The sequence below is a fragment of the Aquincola sp. J276 genome (assembly GCF_024700035.1).
GTDB lineage: Bacteria > Pseudomonadota > Gammaproteobacteria > Burkholderiales > Burkholderiaceae_C > Aquincola > Aquincola tertiaricarbonis.
Map to the genome: position 1 here is coordinate 3,668,583 of NZ_JAJONC010000001.1, position 20,942 is coordinate 3,689,524.

A 20,942-nucleotide genomic window follows, 5' to 3' on the forward strand; every position below is an offset into this window, starting at 1 on the left:
CGCGGGCGCCGAATCCATGTCCGCTGCCATGCCTGCGCACCTGTCGCGCGACCACACCGAAGACCTCACCGCGCTGTCCTGGGTGCATGAAGAACTGCGGCGTTCGCTGGAGCTGGCGCACAAGTCGCTGCGCCGCCACCTGAAGGAGGCCGACGCCGGCACCGACGCCGCTGGCGGCGACCCGGCCCTGCTGCGCCAGGCGCAACAGGCCTTCCACCAGGGCACCGGCGCGCTGGAGCTGATCGGCCTGCCGTCGGCCGCCGTGCTGTTGCGCGCGGCGGAGCAGGCGCTGGCGCAGCAGGTGGGCCAGCGCAAGCTGAACGCCGCGGCGGTGGACACCATCGAGTTCGCTTCCTTCGCGCTGCTGGACTACCTGCAGCGGCTGCTGGCCGGCAAGCCGGTGTCGCCGCTGCTGCTGTTTCCGCAGTACCGCGCGGTGCAGGAACTGGCCGGCGCCGAGCGGGCGCACCCGGCCGACCTGTGGCCGGTGGAATGGCGCTGGCGCGAAATGCCGGCCGACGCCGCGGCCGAGCCGCGGCCGCTGGATGCCGATGCCCGCGCCGCGGTGGAAACCCAGACGCTGGCCATGATGCGCCAGCCCGACGGCCCGGCCGCCCGGCAGCTGAGCGACCTGTTCGCCGGCCTGGGCGCCGGCACCCGCCACCAGCATGCGGCCACGTTGTGGAAGCTGGCCGGCGCCTTCTTCGAGGCACAGGCCGCGCGGCTGCTGCGCACCGACATGCACACCAAGCGCATCGCCGCCCGGCTGATGGCGCAGCTGCGTGCCGGCGAGCGGGATGCCCACGCGCTGGCCGCCAGCCCGGCCACCCAGCGGCTGGCGCACGACCTGCTGTTCTTCTGCGCGCAGGCCCTGCCGGCCGCCGAAGGCACGGCCGCGCCGCGGCTGGCCGCGGTGCGCGAGGCCTGGGGCCTGCCGGTGCTGCCGGCGGTGGACTACGAGACCAGCCGGCTGGGCCGCTTCGATCCCGCCTGGGTGTCGCAGGCGCGCAAGCGCGTGGCGGTGGCGCGGGATGCCTGGTCGGCCGTGGCGGGCGGTGAACTGCACCGGCTCAACGGCATCGGCGAACTGTTCGCGCTGGTGGGGGAATCGCTGCGCCGCCTGTTCCCGGGCGGCGAGCGCCTGGCCGCTGCGCTGCACGACGCCGTGGCCGGCACCGCCGACAGCGGCCAGGCGCCGCCGGCCGGGCTGGCGATGGAGGTGGCGACCAGCGTGCTGTACGTGGACGCCTCGCTGGAGGACGCGGATTTCGACCGCCCCGACGAGATCCAGCGCGTGCAGCGGCTGGCCGAGCGCATCGACGCCGCCCGCGGCGGCGCAGCCGCGCAGCCGCTGGAAGGCTGGATGGAATCGCTGTACCGGCGGGTGTCCGACCGGCAGACCATGGGCAGCGTGGTGCAGGAACTGCGTGCCTCGCTGGCCGAGAGCGAAAAGCAGATCGACCTGTACTTCCGCACGCCGCAGGCGGTGGAGCCGCTGATGCCGGTGCCCGGCCAGCTGCAGGCGATGCGTGGCGTGCTGTCGGTGCTGGGCTTCGACCATGCCAGCCAGGCCGTGCTGCGCATGCGCGACGACGTCGATGCGCTGCTGCATGCCGGCGGCGATGCCGGTGCCGACGTGCAGCGCTTCGACCGCCTGGCCGCCAACCTCGGCATGCTGGGCTTCCTGATCGACATGCTGAGCGTGCAGCCGCAGGTGGCCAAGTCGCTGTTCAGCTTCGATGCCGACAGCGGCCTGCTGCGCTCCAACGTGGGCAGCGGCGCGGCGCACCGCATGGCGGCCCCGGCCGTGGCGGCCATCCCCGACGAGGTCGCAGCGCCGACCCCGACCGAGCCCGAGGCCACGGTGGTGCCACCGCCACCGCCGCCGGTGCTGGAGCCCGCCGTGCCCTGGGCGCCGGAGCCCGCCACCGCGCAGCCGCCGCAGCCCGTGCCCGCCGAGCCGGCCGCATTGCCCGATCTGACGCTGGACTGGCCGGCCGAGCCGGCCGATGCGCCGCTGTTGGCGCTGCAGGCCCCCGCGCCGACGTCGCCCGAGCCCGCCGCCACGCTCGACCTGGACCTGCCCGAGCTGCCGTCGCTTGCGCCGCAACCCGAGCCCGAGCCGGCGCCCGCGCCGGCCGCTGCGCTGCCCGTCACCGAAGGCTTCGGCGACGACGACGCCGAGATGCGCGAGGTCTTCCTGGAAGAGGCGCGCGAGGTGTTCGAGGCGGCCGCCGCCGCGCTGCAGGGCCTGGCGCTGCACCGCGACGACCTCGGCCGCATGACGGTGCTGCGCCGGGCCTTCCACACGCTCAAGGGCAGTGGTCGCATGGTCGGCCTGAACGCGTTCGGCGAGGCCGCCTGGGCCGCCGAACAGCTCTACAACGCCCGCCTGGCCAGCCACCTGCCGGCCGACGACGACCTGCTGGCCGTCACCGCCGAGCTGCTGGACTACCTGGCCGACTGGGTGCAGGCGCTGGCCGAGGGCCGCGCCGGCGGCCATGCGCCGCAGCCGGTGCAGCAGGTGGCCGACGCGATGCGGCTGCAGGGCCGGCGCGAGCCGCTGTTCCTGCCCTCGGTGGCCGCCGCCACCGACGACGGCCTGGCCGACAGCCAGCCCGGCGAGCTGCCCGAGCCGATCACCGGCCCGGTGCCCCTGGTGGATGCGGGCGGCCAGTCGGAATACGGCGCGCTGGAAGCCGTGCTCACCGAGCCGGTGGACCGCACCCCGCCGCTGGTGCTGCCCGAGCCGGCCACGCCGCCGCTGGCCGACACCGCACCGCTGCTGGCCGCGGTGCCCGACCTGCCGTCGGCGGATGCGCTGGACCTGGACTTCGGCTTCGACCTGCCGGACCCGACGCAGGCCGCACGCGCCCCCGAGCTGCAGCCGCTGATGACTTCGCCGATGGCGCTGCTGCCCGACCTGGACCTGCCCGGCGAGCCGGAGCCGCTCGCGCAGCCCGACGCTCCGGTGGCCGAGCCTGCAGTGGAAGCACTGCCCGAGCCCGAGGTGTCCACCCTGGTGGATGCCTGGCCCGACTTCAGCATCACCCCGCTGTCCGAGCCGGCCGCCGAGCCGCCGCCGTCGCTGGCGCTGCCCGGGCTGCCGCCGGTGCCGGCCGACGACTGGCTGGCGCTGGACTTCGGCACGCCCGAGGCCGATGCGCTGCCCGAGCCGCAGCCGGCGGCCCCGCCGGCCGACGACTACAAGATGGTCGGCGACCTGGCGGTGCCGCAGGCGCTGTTCAACATCTTCCTGGCCGAGGCCGACGAGCAGTCGCGTCGCCTGGGCATCGAGCTGGCCGAATGGGCGCTGGAGCTGCACCGCCCGGTGGGCGAGACGGCGGTCTCGCTGGCGCATTCGCTGGCCGGCAATTCGGCCACGGTGGGCTTTGCCGAGCTGTCCCAGCTGGCGCGCCTGCTGGAACACACGCTGGCCCATGCGCAGGCGCTGGGGCAGGGCGATGGCGCCACCTCGCGGCTGTTCAACCAGGTCAGCGACGAGATCCGTCATCTGCTGCACCAGTTCGCCGCCGGCTTCCTGCGCAGCCCGTCGCCGGAGCTGATCCAGCGGCTGCAGGCCTGCGAGCGGCAGCTGGCCGAAGCCGCCGCCCCGCTGGCCGCGGAGCAGGTGCTGGACACCGGCAGCGGCACGCTGCCTGGCCGCCTGGACGACGGCAGCGACTGGCACCACCTGGCCGGCGATGCGGCCGCAGCGCCCGAGCCCGAGCCCGAGCCGGAGCCGGAGCCGGAGCCGGAGCCGGAGCCGGAGCCCGAGCCCGAGCCCCAGCCCGACCTCATCCCGATCGCCGACGCGCTGCCCGGTGTCGAGGTCAAGCCGCTGGCCCCCGAGCCGGTCTTCGAGGCACCGCGTGCCGGCGCGCTGGCGCTGGACGACGAGGACAGCATCGACGCCGTCGACGCGGTGGATGCCGAGCTGTTTCCCATCTTCGAGGAAGAGGCGCAGGAGCTGCTGCCGCAGTTGGCCGCCCGCCTGCGCGACTGGGCGCAGCGCCCCGACGATCCGGCTGGCGCATCGGCCTGCATGCGCACGCTGCACACGCTCAAGGGCGGTGCCCGCCTGGCCGGCGCCATGCGACTGGGCGAGATGGCGCACCGGCTGGAAACCGCCATCGAGCACCTGCTGGCACGCGAGCTGGTGGCCGCGGCCGACGTGGAGGCGCTGCAGGCCCGTGTCGATGCGCTGAACAGCACCTTCGAAGGTCTGCAGCGCGGCGAGCCGGAACCGGCGGTGGACACCGGCTTCGGCTTCACCATCGATGCCTCGCCCGAGCAGGCGCTGCCTGAGCTGCCGCCGCTGCAGCCCGTGCCGCCGGAGCCGCTGCCGACGATGCAGGCGCCCCAGCCGCTGTTCACGTTGCCCGCGCCGCCGCAGGCACAGCCGCAGCCCGAGCCTTCGGCCATCGACTGGTCGCGCTTCGCCGCGCCCGCCCAGCCGGCCGACGTGCCGGCGGCGCCATTGGCCGCGCCGGCACAGCAGGCCCCGGTGCGCGTGCGCGCGCCGCTGCTGGACCGGCTGGTCAACCATGCCGGCGAGGTGTCGATCACCCGCTCGCGCATCGACACCGAGCTGGTGACGATGAAGCATTCGCTGGGCGACCTGACCGAGAACCTGGAGCGCCTGCGCCGCCAGCTGCGTGACCTGGAGCTGCAGGCCGAGACGCAAATCAGCTCGCGCATCGAGGCGGCCAAGGCCGCGCAGAGCTTCGATCCGCTGGAGATGGACCGCTTCACGCGCTTCCAGGAGCTCACGCGGATGATGGCCGAGTCGGTCAACGACGTGGCCACGGTGCAGCGCAGCCTGCAGCGCAGCCTGCAGACCGCCGAGGACGAGCTGGCCGCGCAGGGCCGCCTCACGCGCGACCTGCAGGACGACCTGCTGCGCACCCGCATGGTGGAGTTCGAGGGCATCGCCGATCGCCTCTACCGCGTGGTGCGCCAGGCCAGCAAGGAGACCGGCAAGCAGGTGCGGCTGGACATCGTCGGCGGCGCCATCGAGGTGGACCGTGGCGTGCTGGACCGCATGACGGGTGCCTTCGAGCACCTGCTGCGCAACTGCGTGGTGCACGGCATCGAGCCGGCCGAGCTGCGGGCGCAGCGGGGCAAGGACCCGGTGGGCCGCATCACCGTCTCGCTCAGCCATGCGGGCAACGAGGTGGGCGTGGAGGTGCGCGACGACGGCGGCGGTCTCGACCTGCTGGGCCTGCGCCAGCGCGGCATGGAGCTGGGGCTGATCGGCCCTGACGCGGCGGTGAGCGATGGCGAGCTGGCGCAGCTGGTGTTCGCGCCCGGCCTGACCACCGCCCGCGAAGTGACCGAGCTGGCCGGCCGCGGCGTGGGCATGGACGTGGTGCGCAGCGAGGTCGTGGCCATGGGCGGCCGCATCGAGACCGCGACGAGTTGGGGCCAGGGCACCAGCTTCCGCCTGGTGCTGCCGCTGACCACCGCGGTGACGCAGGTGGTGATGCTGCGTGCCGGCGACCTCACGGTGGCCGTGCCCTCGCCGCTGGTGGAGGCGGTGCGCCGCGTGCCCGCTGCCGAGGTGGCGCAGGCCTATGCCAGCGGGCAATGCCAGGTCGGCGACCAGGGGCTGCCCTTCTTCTGGCTGGGCGCCCTGCTGCACGGCAGCCCGCGCGGCGTGGACGCGTCACGCACGCAGGCGCTGGTGGTCATCCGCAGCGCGCAGCAGCGCGTGGTGCTGCATGTGGACGAGGTGGTCGGCAACCACGAGGTGGTGGTCAAGAACCTGGGCGCGCAGCTCTCGCGGCTGCCGGGCCTGGTGGGCGTCACGCTGCTGGCCTCCGGCGCGCCGACGCTGATCTACAACCCGGTGGCGCTGGCCAGCCTGTACGGCGACGGTGCCCAGGCCGCGGCCCGCGAGGCGGGGCAGGCTGGCCAGCCGGCCGCCTCGGCTGCGGCACCCGTCGCACCGCTGGCGCCTCTGGTGCTGGTGGTGGACGATTCGCTGACGGTGCGCCGCGTGACGCAGCGGCTGCTGCAGCGCGAGGGCTACCGCGTGGCGCTGGCCAAGGACGGGCTGGAAGGCCTGGAGAAGCTGGCCGGCGAGCGCCCCGCGGTGCTGCTGACCGACATCGAGATGCCGCGCATGGACGGCTTCGACCTGGTGCGCAACCTGCGCGCCGACGAGCGCCTGCGCGACCTGCCGGTGGTGATGATCACCTCGCGCATCGCCCAGAAGCACCGCGACGTGGCGGCCGAGCTGGGCGTGGACCACTACCTGGGCAAGCCCTACTCGGAAGAGCAGCTGCTGGCCCTGGTGGCGCGCTACGCGGCCGAGGCTTCGCAGCCCGGGTGACTCGGCCCCGCCCGGCCGCCCCGCTTCATGCGGGGCGTTTCACCACCGAGAAGCGCTCCAGGGTCCTGGCCCGCGCCTCGTTGTGGTCCACCACCGGGCGCGGGTAGTCCTTGCCCAGCGTCACGCCCGCGGCGGCCAGCTCGATCGGCGTGGCCAGCCACGGCGCATGGATCAGCTTGTCGGGCAGCCGCGCCAGTGGCGGCAGGTAGCGGCGGATGAACTTGCCGTCCGCATCGAACTTCTCGCTCTGCGACACCGGGTTGAAGATGCGGAAGTAGGGCTGCGCATCGCAGCCCGTGGAAGCGGCCCACTGCCAGCCGCCGTTGTTGGCGGCCAGGTCGTAGTCGTTCAGGTGCAGCGCGAAGTAGGCCTCGCCGCGGCGCCAGTCGATGCCCAGGTCCTTGCACAGGAAGCTGGCCGTCACCATGCGCAGCCGGTTGTGCATGTAGCCGGTCTGATTCAGCTGGTGCATGGCCGCGTCCACCAGCGGGTAGCCGGTGCGGCCTTCGCACCAGGCGGCGAACAGCGCGTCGGCGGCCTTGCCGTGGTCCCACTTGATGGCGTCGTATTCGGGCTTGTAGGCATGGCCCACCACATGCGGATGGTGGTGCAGGATCTGGTGGTAGAAGTCGCGCCAGATCAGCTCCGACAACCAGGTCGCCGCGCCCCGCGAGCCCTGGCCCGCCAGCGCATGTGCCTCGCGCGCCAGCTGCCGCACCGACACCGTGCCGAAGCGCAGGTGCGGGCCCATGTAGCTCGGCCCCTTCACCGACGGATAGTTGCGGGCGTCGTCGTAGCGGTCCATCCGTTCGCGGAAGTCGGCCATCAGCTCCAGCGCGCCCACCGGCCCGCTGGGCAGCTTGAGTTCATGCAGGTTGGTGCGCTGGAAGCCGATGTCCTCCAGCGAAGGCACCTCGGAGCAATCGCCATCGGGCCGCGGCGCCAGCGCACCCGCATGGCGCGAGACGGGGTAGGCGCTGAGGTAGAAGTCGTCGACCTTCTTCAGCCAGGCGTTCTTGTAGGGCGTGAACACGCTGTACGGGCTGCCGGTGGCGGTCAGCACCTCCGAGCGCTCGAACACCACATGGTCCTTGCTGGTGTGGAAGCTGATGCCCAGGTTGGCCAGCGCGCCGCGCACCTTGGCATCGCGCTCCAGCGCATAGGGCGCGTCGTCGTGGTTGGTGTAGACGGCCTGCACATGCAGCTGGTCGGCCAGCCGCGGCAGCTCCTGCACCGCCACGCCGTGGCGCACGATCAGGCCGGCGCCGTCCACGCCGTGTGCGGCGGCCATCGAGCGCAGCTGGGCGTCCAGGCCCACCAGGCTGTCGCGGATGAACTCCACCCGGCGGTCGGCGCGCGGCAGTTCGTCCAGGATCGTGCTGTCGAAGATGAACACGCAATGCACCTGGCGCGCTGCCTTCAGCGCATGGAAGAGGGCGGCGTTGTCCTCGGCCCGCAGGTCGCGCCGGAACCACATCAGCGCCGCATCCAGCGCCTTCATGCGGGCGTGGCCTCGGGCGCCGGGCTGCGGGCGTCGAGCAGCGTCTCCAGGCAGTGCTCGCGGATGCCGTAGAAGGCCTTGATCTCCGCGATCTGCGCCCGCAGCGCCTGCCGCTTCGCCGCCGGCAGGCCGGGGCGCTTGACCGCCAGGATCATCTTGTTCTTGCTGGTGTGCTCCAGCGAGATGAACTCGAACACCTGCGTGGCATAGCCATGCGCTTCCAGCAGCAGCGCGCGCAGGCTGTCGGTCACCATCTCGGCCTGCTGGCCCAGGTGGATGCCGTGCTGCAGCATCGGCTGCAGCAGCGCCGGGCTCTTCATCTGCGGGCGGATCTGCTTGTGGCAGCAGGGCGCGCTGAGGATGATGGAAGCGCCGGCCGTGATGCCGCGGTGCAGCGCATGGTCGGTGGCGGTGTCGCAGGCATGCAGCGCGATCATCACGTCGGTGGGGCCGGTCTCGATGCTGCCCACGTCGCCGAGCCTGAAGTGCAGCCCGGCCAAATCGAGCTTGCGGGCCGCGCCTTCGCACAGCTGCACCATGTCCTCGCGCAGCTCGACGCCGATGACCTCGGCGGGCCGGCCGCGGGTGTGGCTCAGGTAGTCGTGCACCGCGAAGGTGAGGTAGCCCTTGCCGGAGCCGAAGTCCAGCACCTTCACCGGCGCGCTGCCCTGTGCCAGCGCACTGCCGTCGAAGGCATGGTCCAGCACCTCGACGAACTTGTTGATCTGCTTCCACTTGCGCGACATCGCCGGCACCAGCTTGTGCTGCGCGTCGGTCACACCCAGCTCGCGCAGGAAGGGCCGGCCCAGGTCGAGGAAGCGGTGCTTTTCGCGGTCGTGGGCCACGGCCGCCTCGCGCGGCTGCGCGGTGGGCCGGCGCACCAGTGCGGGCTTGCCCTTGCGGCTGAACAGCAGCTGCACGTCTTCCGCGGTGGTCAGCAGGTGGGCGTGGCCGAAGGCCGGGCCGGCCAGCCCGCGCAGCAGCGCCATCGCCTCGTCCACCGGGTGGTTCTTGGTGATGTCCTTGGTGCGGTGGGTGTAGACGAAGCTCAGGTGCGGCTGGCCGCGCAGCAGCACCGGCCGCGCGGTCAGCCGCTGCAGGTCGGCCTCGGGGCCGTGGTACTTGCCCAGCACCAGCTTGGCCAGCGTGCCCGCGGCCAGGCTCTCGGCCAGCAGCGCGAAGAAGCGGTCGGTGGGTACGGTGTCGGCAGGCGCGGTCATGGGGTGGGCAGCAGGGGCGGGAAGGCCTTGGCGATTATCGGGCCCGCCATAGCACCGGTCGGGCCGCACTAGAATCCCCCGCATGGCCGACAGCGCCCGCATCAATCTCACGAATCAGTTCCTGATCGCCATGCCCGGCATGGCCGACGAGAACTTTGTCGGCGCCGTGGTGTACCTGTGCGAGCACACCGAACGCGGTGCGCTAGGCCTGGTGATCAACAAGCCGATCGACATCAAGCTGCGCAACCTGTTCGAGAAGGTGGAGCTGCCGCTGGAGCGCGAAGACCTGGCCGACGCGCCGGTGTACTTCGGCGGCCCGGTGCAGACCGAGCGCGGCTTCGTGCTGCACGAGAAGCTCTCCGGCAGCGGCGGCCACTACAACTCCACCATGGCCATCCCCGGCGGCGAGCTGGAGATGACCACCAGCAAGGACGTGCTGGAAGCGCTGTCCAACGGTGCCGGCCCGCGCAAGATCCTGGTCACGCTGGGCTACAGCGGCTGGGGCGCCGGCCAGCTCGAGGAAGAGATCGGCCGCAACGGCTGGCTGACCGTCAATGCCACGCCCGAAGTCATCTTCGACACGCCGATCGCGCAGCGCTACGACAAGGCCTTGTCGCTGCTGGGCATCGACCCGCGCATGCTGAGCGGGGAGGCGGGGCACGCGTGAGCGACCAGCCCGACGCCCCCCGCCCTGCGCCGCCCGCCACCCGTTCCTTTCTCGCTTTCGACTACGGCACGCGCCGCGTGGGCGTGGCCAGCGGCAACACGCTGCTGCGCAGTGCCACGCCGCTGAAGACCATCGCGGCCGAGGGCGACGCGCGCTTTGCCGCCATCGAGAAGCTGGTGCGCGAGTGGCAGCCCGATGCGCTGGTGGTGGGCGTGCCGCTGCACCCCGACGGCACGCCGCACGACAATACCCGCCGCGCGCAGCGCTTCGCCCGCCAGCTGCATGGCCGGCTGCGCTTGCCGGTGCACGAGGTGGACGAGCGCTACAGCACCACCGAGGCCCTGGCCGGCGGCGCCGCCGACGTGGATGCGGCCTCGGCCGCGATCATCCTTGACCAGTTTCTGAGAGCCCAACCATGAGTACTCTGTCCCTCGACGCCGAGGCGCTTTATGCCGAGCTGCGCAACGGCGTGCGCGGGCTGCTGCAGCCCGGCGCGGTGCTGGTGGGCGTGTGGTCCGGCGGCGCCTGGCTGGCCGAGCGGCTGCAGGCCGACCTGGGCCTGCCCGGCGAGCACGGCGTGATCTCTAGCGCCCTGCACCGCGACGACTTCGGCCAGCGCGGCATGGCCGCCGGCGTCGACGCCACCCGGCTGCCTTTCGAGATCGACGGCAAGCACATCGTGCTGGTGGACGACGTGCTCTACACCGGCCGCACCATCCGCGCGGTGGTCAACGAGCTGTTCGACTTCGGCCGCCCGGCCAGCGTGACGCTGGCAGTGCTGGTGGACCGCGGCGGGCGCGAGTTGCCTATACAAGCGGCCTATGCCGCCGCGCGGCTCACGCTGCCGGCCACGCAGCGCCTGTCGCTGGCCCGTCACGACGACGGGCGGCTGCGCTTCGCGGTGGAAGCGACCGGGGCCGGGGAGTGACACGCATGAAGAATCCGCAACTCAACAAGCACGGCGAGCTGATCCACCTGCTGTCCATCGAGGGCCTGCCGCGCGACGTCGTCACGCAGATCCTGGACACCGCGGGCACCTTCCTCAGCGTGAACGACCGCGACGTGAAGAAGGTGCCGCTGCTGCGCGGCAAGAGCGTGTTCAACCTGTTCTTCGAGAACAGCACCCGCACCCGCACCACCTTCGAGATCGCGGCCAAGCGGCTGTCGGCCGACGTGCTGAACCTGGACATCGCGCGCAGCAGCACCGCCAAGGGCGAGAGCCTGCTGGACACAATCGCCAACCTGTCGGCCATGCATGCCGACATGTTCGTGGTGCGCCACAGCGAAAGCGGCGCGCCCTACCTGATCGCCCAGCACTGCGCGCCGCACGTGCATGTGGTCAATGCCGGCGACGGCCGCCATGCGCACCCCACGCAGGGCCTGCTGGACATGTACACCATCCGGCACTTCAAGAAGGACTTCCGCAACCTCACGGTGGCGGTGGTGGGCGACATCGTGCACTCGCGCGTGGCCCGCTCCGACATCCATGCACTCACCACCCTGGGCGTGCCCGAGATCCGCGCGGTGGGCCCCAAGACGCTGGTGCCGGCCGACCTGGCGCAGATGGGCGTGCGGGTGTGCCACGACATGGCCGAGGGCATCCGTGATGCCGACGTGATCATCATGCTGCGGCTGCAGAACGAGCGCATGAGCGGCGCGATGCTGCCCAGCGCCGGCGAGTTCTTCAAGAGCTTCGGCCTCACGCCCGAGAAGCTGGCGCTGGCCAAGCCCGACGCCATCGTGATGCACCCGGGGCCGATCAACCGCGGCGTGGAGATCGACTCCACCGTGGCCGACGGCACGCAGAGCGTGATCCTTCCGCAAGTGACCTTCGGCATCGCGGTGCGCATGGCGGTCATGAGCATCATTGCTGGGAACGAGGCATGAAGATCCTGATCCAGAACGGCCGCGTGATCGACCCGGCCTCGGGCCGCGACGAAGTCACCGACATCGCCATCGCCTCCGACCGCATCGTGTCCATCGGCAAGGCCGGCGACTTCGCGGCCGACCGCCGCATCGACGCCACCGGCCGCATCGTCGCGCCCGGCCTGGTCGACCTGGCGGCCCGCCTGCGCGAGCCCGGCCACGAGCACGAAGGCATGCTGGAAAGCGAGCTGGCCGCGGCGGCCGCCGGCGGCGTCACCAGCCTGGTGTGCCCGCCGGACACCGACCCCGCGCTGGACGAGCCCGGCCTGGTCGAGATGCTGAAGTTCCGCGCCCGCAAGCTGAGCCGCTGCCGGCTGTTCCCGCTGGGCGCGCTGACCCGCGGCCTGGCCGGCGAGGTGCTGACCGAGATGGCCGAGCTGACCGAGGCCGGCTGCGTCGGCTTCTCGCAGGCCGAGGTGCCCATCGCCGACACGCTGGTGATGCAGCGCGCGTTGCTCTATGCCGCCACCTACGGCTACACCGTCTGGGTGCGGCCGCAGGATGCGTGGCTGGGCAAGGGCGTGGCCGCCAGCGGTGCCGTGGCCACGCGGCTGGGCCTGGCCGGCGTGCCGGCGATGGCCGAGACCATCGCGCTGCACACGCTGTTCGAGCTGGTGCGCTCCACCGGCGCGCGGGTGCACCTGTGCCGCATTTCCAGTGCGGCGGGCGTGGCCCTGGTGCGCGCGGCCAAGGCCGAGGGCCTGCCGGTCACGGCCGACGTCAGCATCAACTCGCTGCACCTGACCGACGTGGACATCGGCTACTTCAACTCGGCCATGCGCGTGACGCCGCCGCTGCGCCAGGGCCGCGACCGCGACGCGCTGCGCGCCGCGCTGGCCGACGGCACGCTGGACGCGCTGGTCAGCGACCACAACCCGGTGAGCGCGGACGAGAAGACGCTGCCCTTCGCCGAGGCCACGCCCGGCGCCACCGGGCTGGAGCTTCTCCTGCCGCTGGCGCTGAAATGGGGCGACGACAGCGGCGCCGGCCTGCTGCGTGCGCTGGCCACCATCACCAGCGAGCCGGTGCGGGCGCTGGGCGCCTCGCTGGGTTCGCTGTCGGCCAGTGCCGGCCGGCTGGTGGAAGGCGGCGTGGCCGACGTGTGCGTGTTCGACCTCGACGAGCGCTGGCAGGCCAAGCCCTCCGCCCTGAAGAGCCAGGGCAAGCACACGCCGTTCGCGCCCGAGCACACCGGCTTCGAGCTGCCGGGCCGCGTCAAGGCCACATTGGTGGCCGGCACGGTGGCCTACGAAGACAGCACGGCCGCCGCTTGAGCTTCCCGAGGGTGAGTGCGCCACGCGCGGCCTGGCGGCTGCTGCGGGCGCTGCTGCAGCTGCTCAAGGGCGTGGCCATCGTTGCGCTGAAGTTCCCGTCGCTGGACGCGGCTGGGCGGCACCGCGAGATCCAACGCTGGTCAGCCGGCGTGCTGAAGGCGCTGGGCGTCGCGCTGGTGGTGGAAGGCCATCCGCGCGCGGGTGCCGGCCTGGTGGTGGCCAACCATGTGTCCTGGCTGGACATTGCCGCGCTGCATGCCTGCTGCCCGCAGGCCCGCTTCGTCTCCAAGGCCGACGTGCTGGGCTGGCCGGTGGTCGGCTGGCTGGTGCGCAGCGTGGGCACCTTGTTCATCGAGCGTGCCAGCAAGCGGGATGCACTGCGCGTGGTGCACCAGATGGCCGAGGCCTTGCAGGCCGGCCAGTGCGTGGCGGTCTTCCCCGAAGGCACCACCTCCGACGGACAGGGCGTGCTGCCCTTCCATGCCAACCTGCTGCATGCGGCGATCACCACCGCCACGCCGATCCAGCCGGCGGTGCTGCGCTATGCCGACCCGCTGCATGCGGTGAGCCCGGCGGCGGAGTTCGTCGGCAACACCACGCTGCTGCAGAGCGTGTGGAACATCGTGAGTGCTCGCGGCCTCACGGTGCGGGTGCGCTGGCTGCCTTCGCAGGCCAGCGCCCATGCCGACCGGCGGGCGCTGGCGGCGGCGTTGCAGCAGCAGGTCGAGCAGGCGCTGCAGCGCGGCTGAAGATCAGCTCTTCTTGCCTTGTGCGGCCACGGCCGCGGCGGCCTTGGCGGCGGCTTCGGCGTCGCCCAGGTAGTAGCTCTTGATGGGCTTCAGGTCGGCGTCCAGCTCGTACACCAGCGGAATGCCGTTGGGGATGTTGAGGCCCACGATGTCGTCGTCGCTGATGTTGTCCAGGTACTTCACCAGCGCGCGGATGCTGTTGCCGTGCGCCGCGATGACGATGCGCTGGCCGCTCTGGATGGCCGGTGCCAGCGTCTCGTGCCACAGCGGCAGCACGCGGGCCACGGTGTCCTTGAGGCATTCGGTCAGCGGCACCTGGGCGGGGTCGAGCTGCGCGTAGCGCAGGTCGCCGCGCTCGCTGCGCGGATCGCCCGCTTCCAGTGCCGGCGGCGGCGTGTCGTAGCTGCGGCGCCAGACCAGCACCTGCTCGTCGCCGTACTGCTTGGCCGTCTCGGCCTTGTTCAGGCCCTGCAGGCCGCCGTAGTGGCGCTCGTTCAGGCGCCAGTCCTTGACCACCGGCAGCCAGGTGCGGTCCATGCGGTCCAGGCAGTGCCACAGCGTCCAGATGGCGCGCTTGAGCACCGAGGTGTAGGCCACATCGAACTCGTAGCCGGCCTCGCGCAGCAGGTCGCCCGACTGCTGGGCCTGGGCCACGCCGGTGGCGGTCAGCGGCACGTCGGTCCAACCGGTGAAGCGGTTCTCGAGGTTCCAGGTGGATTCGCCGTGGCGGATCAGCACGAGCTTGTACATGGCGCGGTCGGGCCCGAGGGGCAGAGGGAGGAAAGGGGGCGAATTCTATAATTCGCGTCTTTCGCTCCCGCTGGCCCACCCGTGCAATTCCTGATCGCCAATTGGTACCTCGTGCTCGTCGCCATCGTCTCCGGCGGGTTGTTGATGCTGCCCACGCTGAAGCAGGCTGCGGCCGGCGGCGGCCCCAACGCCGTGCCCACCGGTGAGGCGGTACGCCTCATCAACCGCGAGAAGGCCACGCTGATCGACGTCAGCGAAGCCGCGGCCTATGCCGCCGGCCATGCCATCGGCGCGCGCAACGTGCCGCTGTCCACGCTGGAATCCGCGCCCAAGGGCCTGCCGGCCAACAAGACACTGCCGCTACTGGTCATCGGGGGTCCGGGCGTCAACGTCAACCGGGCCGCGGGCATGCTGCGCAAGGCCGGCTATGCCGACGTGCGCACCGTGGTGGGCGGCCTGAACGCCTGGCGCGATGCCAGCCTGCCGATCGAGAAATCGGCCTGAACACCGGCCAGAGCCTGCACGGCGCATGAGGCTTTGGCCGGCGGTGCTGCCCGCGGGGCGGCACTTCATGACAATCGAGTCATGAACACCGTCCGCATGTACACCACCCAGGTCTGCCCTTACTGCATCCGCGCCAAGCAGCTGCTTGCGCAGCGCGGCGTGAAGGAGATCGACGAGATCCGCATCGACCTGCAGCCGGCCGAACGGGACACGATGATCGAGCTCACCGGCCGCCGCACGGTGCCGCAGATCTTCATCGGCGACAAGCACGTGGGTGGCTGCGACGACCTCATCGCGCTGGACCGCGCCGGCGGCCTGCTGCCCCTGCTGGGCGCCTGAGCGGCCCCGCACGGGGCGTCATTCGCGCACGCCATAATCCGCGATCAAGCCCGCAGCCTGCGGGTTTTGTTTTCTTGGATGAACTCACCATGGCCGAGCAAGAACTGACCCCCGTGTTCCAGATCCAGCGCATGTACCTGAAGGACCTGTCGCTGGAGCAACCCAACTCGCCGCAGATCCTGCGCGAGCAGCAGGTCCAGCCACAGGTCGACATCAACCTGGGCGTGTCGGCCGAGCCGATCGCCGAGGGCGTGTTCGAGGTCTGCGTGACGGCCACCGTCACCACCAAGATCGGCGAGAAGACGCTGTTCCTGATCGAGGCCAAGCAAGCCGGCATCTTCGAGATCCGCAACCTGCCGCAGGACCAGATGCAGGCCATCATCGGCATCGCCTGCCCGGGCATGGTGTACCCGTACCTGCGCGCCATCGTCTCCGACGTCTGCACCCGCGCCGGCTTCCCGCCGGTGGTGCTGTCGGAAGTCAATTTCCAGGCCATGTTCGAAGCCCAGCAGCAGCAGCAAGCCGGCGCGAACGGCTCGGGCATCATCACCAGCCTGAACTGAGCCTCGGGTGCGGCGTGAGGGCGCTGCCATGCGCTTGAACATCGCCGTGCTGGGCGCCGGTGCCTGGGGCACCGCGCTGGCCGCACAGGCGGCCGGGCGCCACCGCGTGATGCTGTGGGGCCGCGATGCCGCGCACCTGGCCCAGGTGGCCGCCAGCGGCCGCAACGAGCGCTACCTGCCCGGCATCGCGCTGCCGGCCTCGCTGGAGTACGAAGCCGACATCGACCGCTGCCTGCAGCCGGCCGGCACCGATGGCCTTGTGGTGGTCGCCACGCCCATGGCCAGCCTGCGCGAGATGCTGCAGCGCGTGCCGCCCGGCGCGCGCGTGGTGTGGCTGTGCAAGGGTTTCGAGGCCGGCACCGGGCTGCTCGGCCATGAGGTGGCGCAGGCCTTGCGGCCGGGCGCCGCCTCGGGCGTGTTGTCCGGCCCCAGCTTTGCGGAAGAGGTGGCGCGCGGCCAGCCCACGGCGCTGGTGGCCGCCAGCTTCGACGCCGCCTTGGGCGAGGCGATGGTGCAGGCCTTTCACAGCGACGCGCTGCGGGTGTACACCTCGGCCGACCCCGTGGGCGTGGAAGTGGGCGGCGCGGTGAAGAATGTGCTGGCCATTGCCACCGGCCTGTGCGACGGCCTGGCGGCTGCCGGCTCGCCTGGCGCCCCGGGGCTCAATGCACGGGCCGCGCTCATCACCCGCGGCCTGGCCGAGATGACCCGACTGGGCGTGGCCATGGGCGCGCGGGCCGATACCTTCATGGGCCTGTCCGGGCTGGGCGACCTGGTGCTCACCGCCACCGGCCACCTGTCGCGCAACCGCAAGGTGGGCCTGTTGCTGGCCGAAGGCCTGCCGCTGGCGCGCATCCTGGCCGAGCTGGGCCACGTGGCCGAAGGGGTATACAGCGCGGCAACGGTCTGCCGCCGGGCGGCTGATCTCGGCATCGAGATGCCGATCGCGCAGGCGGTGGTGGCGGTGCTGGAGGGTCGGCTCACGCCGCCCGAAGCGGTGGCCCGCCTGATGGCCCGCGAAGCCCGCCCCGAACAGGAAGGCTGAGCCGCGCCTCAGCCGCCGCCGGCGTAACCGTTCTGCCGCCAGGCTTCGAACACCGCCACCGCCACCGCATTGCTGAGGTTCAGGCTGCGCTGGCCGGGGCGCATCGGCAGGCGCACCCGCTGTGCAGGCGCGAAGCTCTCGCGCAGCGCGGGCGCCAGGCCGGCCGTCTCGCTGCCGAACACCAGCCAGTCGCCCGGCTGCCAGGCCACGTCACCGATGGGCCGGCTGCCATGGGTGGTGAAGGCGAAGCAGCGTGCCGGCTCGGGCTGCTGGTCGGCCACGAAGGCGGCCCAGGAGGCATGCCGGCGCACCTCGGCGTACTCGTGGTAGTCCAGGCCGGCGCGTTGCAGCAGCTTGTCCTCCATCGAGAAGCCCAGTGGCTCCACCAGGTGCAGCTGGCTGCCGGTGTTGGCAGCCAGGCGGATCACGTTGCCGGTGTTGGGCGGAATCTGCGGCTCGACGAGGACGATGCGGAACATGGCCGCATTCTCGGTCAGGCGTCCATGGGCGGCGGCGTGCGGGCGAAGGCCCAGACCTGCACAGCGTGGGCCCCCGCGGCCAGCAAGGTGCGCGCGGCTTCAGCGGCGGTGGCGCCGGTGGTCACCACGTCGTCCACCAGGGCCACCACATGGCCGCGCAGCGGATGGCTGCGGGCCGCATCCACCGCGAAGCAGCCCAGCACCGCCCGCTGCCGATCGGCGCGGCTGAGCAGGGCCTGGTGGGCGGTCTCGGCCACCCGGTGCAGCAACCCGGGCGCATGCGGCAGCGCCAGTCGGCGCGCCACCCGGCGCGACAGCTCGGCCGCCTGGTTGTAGCCCCGCTCACGCAGCCGCTGGTGGCCCAGCGGCATCGGCAGCACAAGGGCCGGCTGCGCCGCGCCATCGGCCTGCACGGCGGCGGCCAGCAGGTCGGCCAGCGCATCGGCCACGTCCAGGCCCTGGTGGTACTTCAGCCGGCCGATCACCGCATGCCAGGGGAAGGCGTAGTCGGCCACCACGGTGCTGCGCACGAAGGGCGGGGGCGTGGCGCTGCAGTCGGCGCACGTGACCACGCCTTCCGGCACGCGGGCGGCGCAGCGGCGGCAGCGCGGCCGCGGCGGGGCGAAGCGGTGGCAGCAGTCCGGGCAGATGCGGGCCTGGGCCCAGGCATGGCACACGCAGCACAGAGTCGGCCAGGGCAGGGCGGGGCGAGGGGTCATCGGCTCAATATACTGAGCCGGACCATGTCCCATGCCCTGCCGAACGAGGCCCCGAAGGCCGCCTCGACCGCCCGCAACGTCGATGCCGCCGCCGTGGCCCGGGTGCTGGGCCGCTGGGCCGCGGCCGCCGAGCCGCCCTGGCTGCATGCCGAGGTGGCCCGCCGCATGGCCGAGCGCCTGCCGGTGATCCGCAGCCAGCCCGAGGCGGTGCTGCAATGGTGGGCCCATGCCGGCGCCAGCGATGCGCTGCTGCGGCAGACCTACCCCAAGGCGCGCCAGCTGCAGGTGGAACCCACGCCCGCGCTGCTGGCGCGCAGCCGCCAGGCCGGCAGCGCACCCTGGTGGAGCGCCCGGCGCTGGGCCGGTGGCGGCGCGCAGGTGCTGGGCGAGGCCGAGGTCCCCGCGGCTGCCGGCGGCCTGCTCTGGGCCAACATGGTGCTGCATGCGGCCATCGATCCGCCGGCGCTGCTGGCGCAGTGGCGGCGGGCGCTGGCGGTGGACGGCTTCCTGATGTTTTCCACGCTGGGCCCCGACACGCTGCGCGAGCTGCATGCGCTGTATGCCGACCTCGGCGCCGGCAGCCCCGGCGCGCCGCTGGTGGACATGCACGACATCGGCGACATGCTGGTGCATGCCGGCTTCGCCGACCCGGTGATGGACCAGGAGCAGCTCACCCTCACCTGGGCCACGCCCGAGGCACTGCTGGCCGAGCTGCGCCAGCTCGGCGGCAATGCCGATCCGGCGCGGGCGCCGGGCCTGCGCACGCCGCGCTGGCACCACCGGCTGAAAGCGGCGCTGGCCGAGCGCGCCGGCGCCGACGGCCGCATCGCGATGCGCTTCGAGGTGGTCTACGGCCATGCGTTCAACCCCGCGCCGCGGCCCGCGGTGGCAGCGCAGACGGCCGTCTCCCTGGACGACATGCGTGCGATGGTGCGCGCCGGTGGAAGGCCACCGCGCAAGCCATCTCCCTGACGGTCTCACGAGACCAACACTTGCCGCTAGAATCCCGCGGCTTTTGGTGAGCGCGCGTCAATCCCTGAAGCACGCCACCCTGCCAGCCTTTTTGCACGCAACCTTGATGTCCGTCACACTTGCTCCAAGCTCCTGGCCGGCCCTGCAGTCGTCGGCCGCGGGCCGTGCACCGTGGCGCTGGGGCAGCGTGCTGGATGTGGACGGCCTGCCGGCGCTGCAGTGGGTGTTGCGGCGCAATTGCTCGCTCTCACCGCGGCAGCTGCTCACCGCCTACCTGTCGGTGTGCGTGGTGTCGCTGGCCGTGGCACTCGGCTTCACCTGGCTGGGCGCGAGCATCGTGCTCGGCTTCGCCGGCCTGGAACTGCTGGTCTTCGGCATTGCGCTGCTGGTGCATGCGCGCCATGCCTCCGACCGCGAGACGATCACCCTGCGGGGCGATGCGCTGAGCGTGGAAACCCGCTGCGGCAACAGCGTGGAACGGATGGATTTTCGGTCGGCGTGGGTGCGCGTCGAACCGGTGCACGGTGAAGGGTCGCTGCTCGAGCTGTCGGGCCAGGGCCGCCGTGTGCGTGTGGGCCGCCACGTGCGGCCGGAATTGCGCGGGTCGCTGGCCCAGGAGCTGCGGCGTGCGCTGCGCTCCGAGGGCCGGGCGCACGGCGGCGAAGACGATCTGGGAATGGAGCTCAAGTGACGATGAAGACGACGATGAAGCACCTCGGCCGATGGGGACAGCGGCTTGCAGGCGCCGGGGTGGCACTGGGCGCCACGCTTGCCACGCATGCGGCGCTGGCCCAGGTGAAAGACCTGCCGGGCGGCCCCGGCGTGAACCAGGTCAACCTGCATCCGCCGGTCACCCGCATCGCGGCGGAGCAGATGTGGCTCCACAACTTCGTGATGATCATCTGCGTGGTGATCTTCATCGCGGTGTTCGGCGTCATGTTCTATTCGGTGTTCAAGCACCGCAAGTCGCGCGGTGCCAAGTCGGCCAACTTCCACGAGAGCGTGGCCGTCGAGGTGGCGTGGACGGTGGCACCGTTCGTCATCGTCATCTTCATGGCGCTGCCCGCCACCAAGGTGGTGGTGGCGATGAAGGACACCACCAATGCCGACCTGACCATCAAGGCCACCGGCTACCAGTGGAAGTGGGGCTACGACTACCTGAAGGGCGAGGGCGAAGGCCTGGGCTTCCTGTCCACGCTGGACACCGCGCAGCGCGAAGCCTCCAACAGCGGCAACCCGCCGCCGATGGACGACTACCTGCTGAAGGTGGACAACCCGCTGGTGGTGCCGGTGGACAAGAAGGTCCGCATCATCACCACCGCCAACGACGTGATCCACGCCTTCATGGTGCCGGCCTTCGGCGTCAAGCAGGACGCCATCCCCGGCTTCGTGCGCGACACCTGGTTCCGCGCCGAGAAGGTGGGCGACTACTATGGCCAGTGCGCCGAGCTGTGCGGCAAGGAACACGCGTACATGCCCATCCACGTGAAGGTGCTCTCGCAGGAGGACTACACCAAGTGGGTGGACGGCAAGCGCAAGGAAGCCGCAGCGGCCGCGGACGATCCGAACAAGGAATGGAAGCTGGAAGAGCTGATCGCGCGCGGCGAGAAGGTCTACAACGCCAACTGCGCCGCCTGCCACAAGCCCGACGGCTCCGGCGCCGGCCCGATCAAGGCGCTGGTCGGCTCGCCCAAGGTGCTGGACGAGAACCACGACGTGCAGATCCAGGTGCTGCTGAAGGGCCAGAACAACGGCGCGATGCCGGCCTGGCCGCAGCTGTCGGACACCGAGCTGGCTGCCGTCGCCACGTACACGAAGAACGCCTGGACCAACAAGACCGGGCAGATCGTTCAGCCGAAGGAAGTACTGGCTGCTCGCGGCAAGTAATCGCCTAGGC

Annotated in this window: 19 protein-coding genes; 14 read left to right on the forward strand and 5 right to left on the reverse strand. The window is 71.7% G+C overall.

Features of this window, described 5'->3' with window-relative positions; genetic code table 11:
- Positions 1–28 precede the first annotated feature (28 nt).
- Positions 29–6,337, forward strand: coding sequence for an Hpt domain-containing protein (locus LRS14_RS17090; protein WP_257800274.1), 6,309 nt, complete (start codon positions 29–31; stop codon positions 6,335–6,337).
- A gap of 25 nt (positions 6,338–6,362) precedes the next feature.
- On the opposite strand, the gene LRS14_RS17095 is transcribed toward LRS14_RS17090, so the two are convergent.
- Complete coding sequence (locus LRS14_RS17095; protein ID WP_257800275.1) at positions 6,363–7,838, reverse strand: deoxyribodipyrimidine photo-lyase; 1,476 nt, start codon at positions 7,836–7,838, stop codon at positions 6,363–6,365.
- Positions 7,835–9,058 (reverse strand): SAM-dependent methyltransferase, encoded by a 1,224-nt coding sequence (locus LRS14_RS17100; protein WP_257800276.1) that lies wholly within the window; start codon positions 9,056–9,058, stop codon positions 7,835–7,837. Before LRS14_RS17100 ends, LRS14_RS17095 begins: the two co-directional genes overlap by 4 nt.
- A gap of 82 nt (positions 9,059–9,140) precedes the next feature.
- Between LRS14_RS17100 and LRS14_RS17105 the strand changes: the two genes are divergently transcribed.
- Genes LRS14_RS17105 through LRS14_RS17130 form a run of 6 tightly spaced genes read left to right on the forward strand, consistent with a single transcriptional unit; the run spans position 9,141 to position 13,674 of the window.
- Positions 9,141–9,725 (forward strand): YqgE/AlgH family protein, encoded by a 585-nt coding sequence (locus tag LRS14_RS17105; RefSeq protein WP_046115730.1) that lies wholly within the window; start codon positions 9,141–9,143, stop codon positions 9,723–9,725.
- Positions 9,722–10,144: a Holliday junction resolvase RuvX gene (gene ruvX / locus LRS14_RS17110; RefSeq protein WP_046115729.1), complete on the forward strand. Its 423-nt coding sequence runs from the start codon at positions 9,722–9,724 to the stop codon at positions 10,142–10,144. Before LRS14_RS17105 ends, ruvX begins: the two co-directional genes overlap by 4 nt.
- On the forward strand, positions 10,141–10,653 hold the full coding sequence (gene pyrR / locus LRS14_RS17115) for a bifunctional pyr operon transcriptional regulator/uracil phosphoribosyltransferase PyrR (RefSeq protein WP_257800277.1): 513 nt from the start codon (positions 10,141–10,143) through the stop codon (positions 10,651–10,653). The genes ruvX and pyrR overlap by 4 nt, the downstream gene beginning before the upstream one ends.
- Positions 10,654–10,658: 5 nt before the next feature.
- Entirely contained in the window at positions 10,659–11,612 is a 954-nt protein-coding gene (locus LRS14_RS17120) for an aspartate carbamoyltransferase catalytic subunit (RefSeq protein WP_259376505.1), read from the forward strand.
- Positions 11,609–12,925 carry a dihydroorotase gene (locus LRS14_RS17125; protein ID WP_257800279.1) on the forward strand — a complete coding sequence of 439 codons (1,317 nt, stop codon included), beginning with the start codon at positions 11,609–11,611 and terminating at the stop codon, positions 12,923–12,925. The genes LRS14_RS17120 and LRS14_RS17125 overlap by 4 nt, the downstream gene beginning before the upstream one ends.
- Positions 12,922–13,674: a 1-acyl-sn-glycerol-3-phosphate acyltransferase gene (locus LRS14_RS17130; RefSeq protein ID WP_257800280.1), complete on the forward strand. Its 753-nt coding sequence runs from the start codon at positions 12,922–12,924 to the stop codon at positions 13,672–13,674. Before LRS14_RS17125 ends, LRS14_RS17130 begins: the two co-directional genes overlap by 4 nt.
- A 3-nt stretch (positions 13,675–13,677) precedes the next feature.
- Here LRS14_RS17130 and gpmA read toward each other — a convergent pair whose 3' ends face one another.
- Entirely contained in the window at positions 13,678–14,424 is a 747-nt protein-coding gene (gene gpmA / locus LRS14_RS17135) for a 2,3-diphosphoglycerate-dependent phosphoglycerate mutase (RefSeq protein WP_046115724.1), read from the reverse strand.
- Between the two features lie 81 nt (positions 14,425–14,505).
- Here gpmA and LRS14_RS17140 point away from each other — a divergent pair, with 81 nt between their 5' ends.
- The 4 genes from LRS14_RS17140 to LRS14_RS17155 all read left to right on the forward strand — a co-directional run bounded on the left by LRS14_RS17140 (position 14,506) and on the right by LRS14_RS17155 (position 16,875).
- Positions 14,506–14,928, forward strand: coding sequence for a rhodanese-like domain-containing protein (locus tag LRS14_RS17140; protein WP_046115723.1), 423 nt, complete (start codon positions 14,506–14,508; stop codon positions 14,926–14,928).
- 81 nt (positions 14,929–15,009) lie between these two features.
- On the forward strand, positions 15,010–15,267 hold the full coding sequence (gene grxC / locus LRS14_RS17145; RefSeq protein ID WP_257800281.1) for a glutaredoxin 3: 258 nt from the start codon (positions 15,010–15,012) through the stop codon (positions 15,265–15,267).
- A gap of 89 nt (positions 15,268–15,356) precedes the next feature.
- Positions 15,357–15,830, forward strand: a complete 474-nt coding sequence (gene secB / locus LRS14_RS17150) for a protein-export chaperone SecB (protein WP_046115721.1) — start codon at positions 15,357–15,359, stop codon at positions 15,828–15,830.
- A 34-nt stretch (positions 15,831–15,864) separates the two neighbouring features.
- Positions 15,865–16,875: an NAD(P)H-dependent glycerol-3-phosphate dehydrogenase gene (locus LRS14_RS17155; protein ID WP_257800503.1), complete on the forward strand. Its 1,011-nt coding sequence runs from the start codon at positions 15,865–15,867 to the stop codon at positions 16,873–16,875.
- A gap of 8 nt (positions 16,876–16,883) precedes the next feature.
- Here LRS14_RS17155 and LRS14_RS17160 read toward each other — a convergent pair whose 3' ends face one another.
- Both LRS14_RS17160 and LRS14_RS17165 read right to left on the reverse strand, forming a co-directional pair.
- Positions 16,884–17,354, reverse strand: a complete 471-nt coding sequence (locus LRS14_RS17160) for a tRNA (cytidine(34)-2'-O)-methyltransferase (RefSeq protein WP_046115720.1) — start codon at positions 17,352–17,354, stop codon at positions 16,884–16,886.
- A 14-nt stretch (positions 17,355–17,368) separates the two neighbouring features.
- Positions 17,369–18,073 (reverse strand): ComF family protein, encoded by a 705-nt coding sequence (locus LRS14_RS17165; protein WP_257800282.1) that lies wholly within the window; start codon positions 18,071–18,073, stop codon positions 17,369–17,371.
- A 24-nt stretch (positions 18,074–18,097) separates the two neighbouring features.
- On the opposite strand from LRS14_RS17165, the gene LRS14_RS17170 reads away from it, so the two are divergent.
- The 3 genes from LRS14_RS17170 to coxB are packed head-to-tail and all read left to right on the forward strand — an operon-like array spanning position 18,098 to position 20,932.
- Positions 18,098–19,045, forward strand: coding sequence for a biotin synthase (locus tag LRS14_RS17170; protein ID WP_257800283.1), 948 nt, complete (start codon positions 18,098–18,100; stop codon positions 19,043–19,045).
- A 46-nt stretch (positions 19,046–19,091) separates the two neighbouring features.
- Positions 19,092–19,736 (forward strand): DUF2244 domain-containing protein, encoded by a 645-nt coding sequence (locus LRS14_RS17175; RefSeq protein ID WP_257800284.1) that lies wholly within the window; start codon positions 19,092–19,094, stop codon positions 19,734–19,736.
- A 2-nt stretch (positions 19,737–19,738) separates the two neighbouring features.
- A complete protein-coding gene (gene coxB, locus LRS14_RS17180; RefSeq protein WP_232315546.1) occupies positions 19,739–20,932 on the forward strand; it encodes a cytochrome c oxidase subunit II in 1,194 nt (397 codons plus the stop codon).
- The last annotated feature ends 10 nt before the right edge of the window (positions 20,933–20,942 follow it).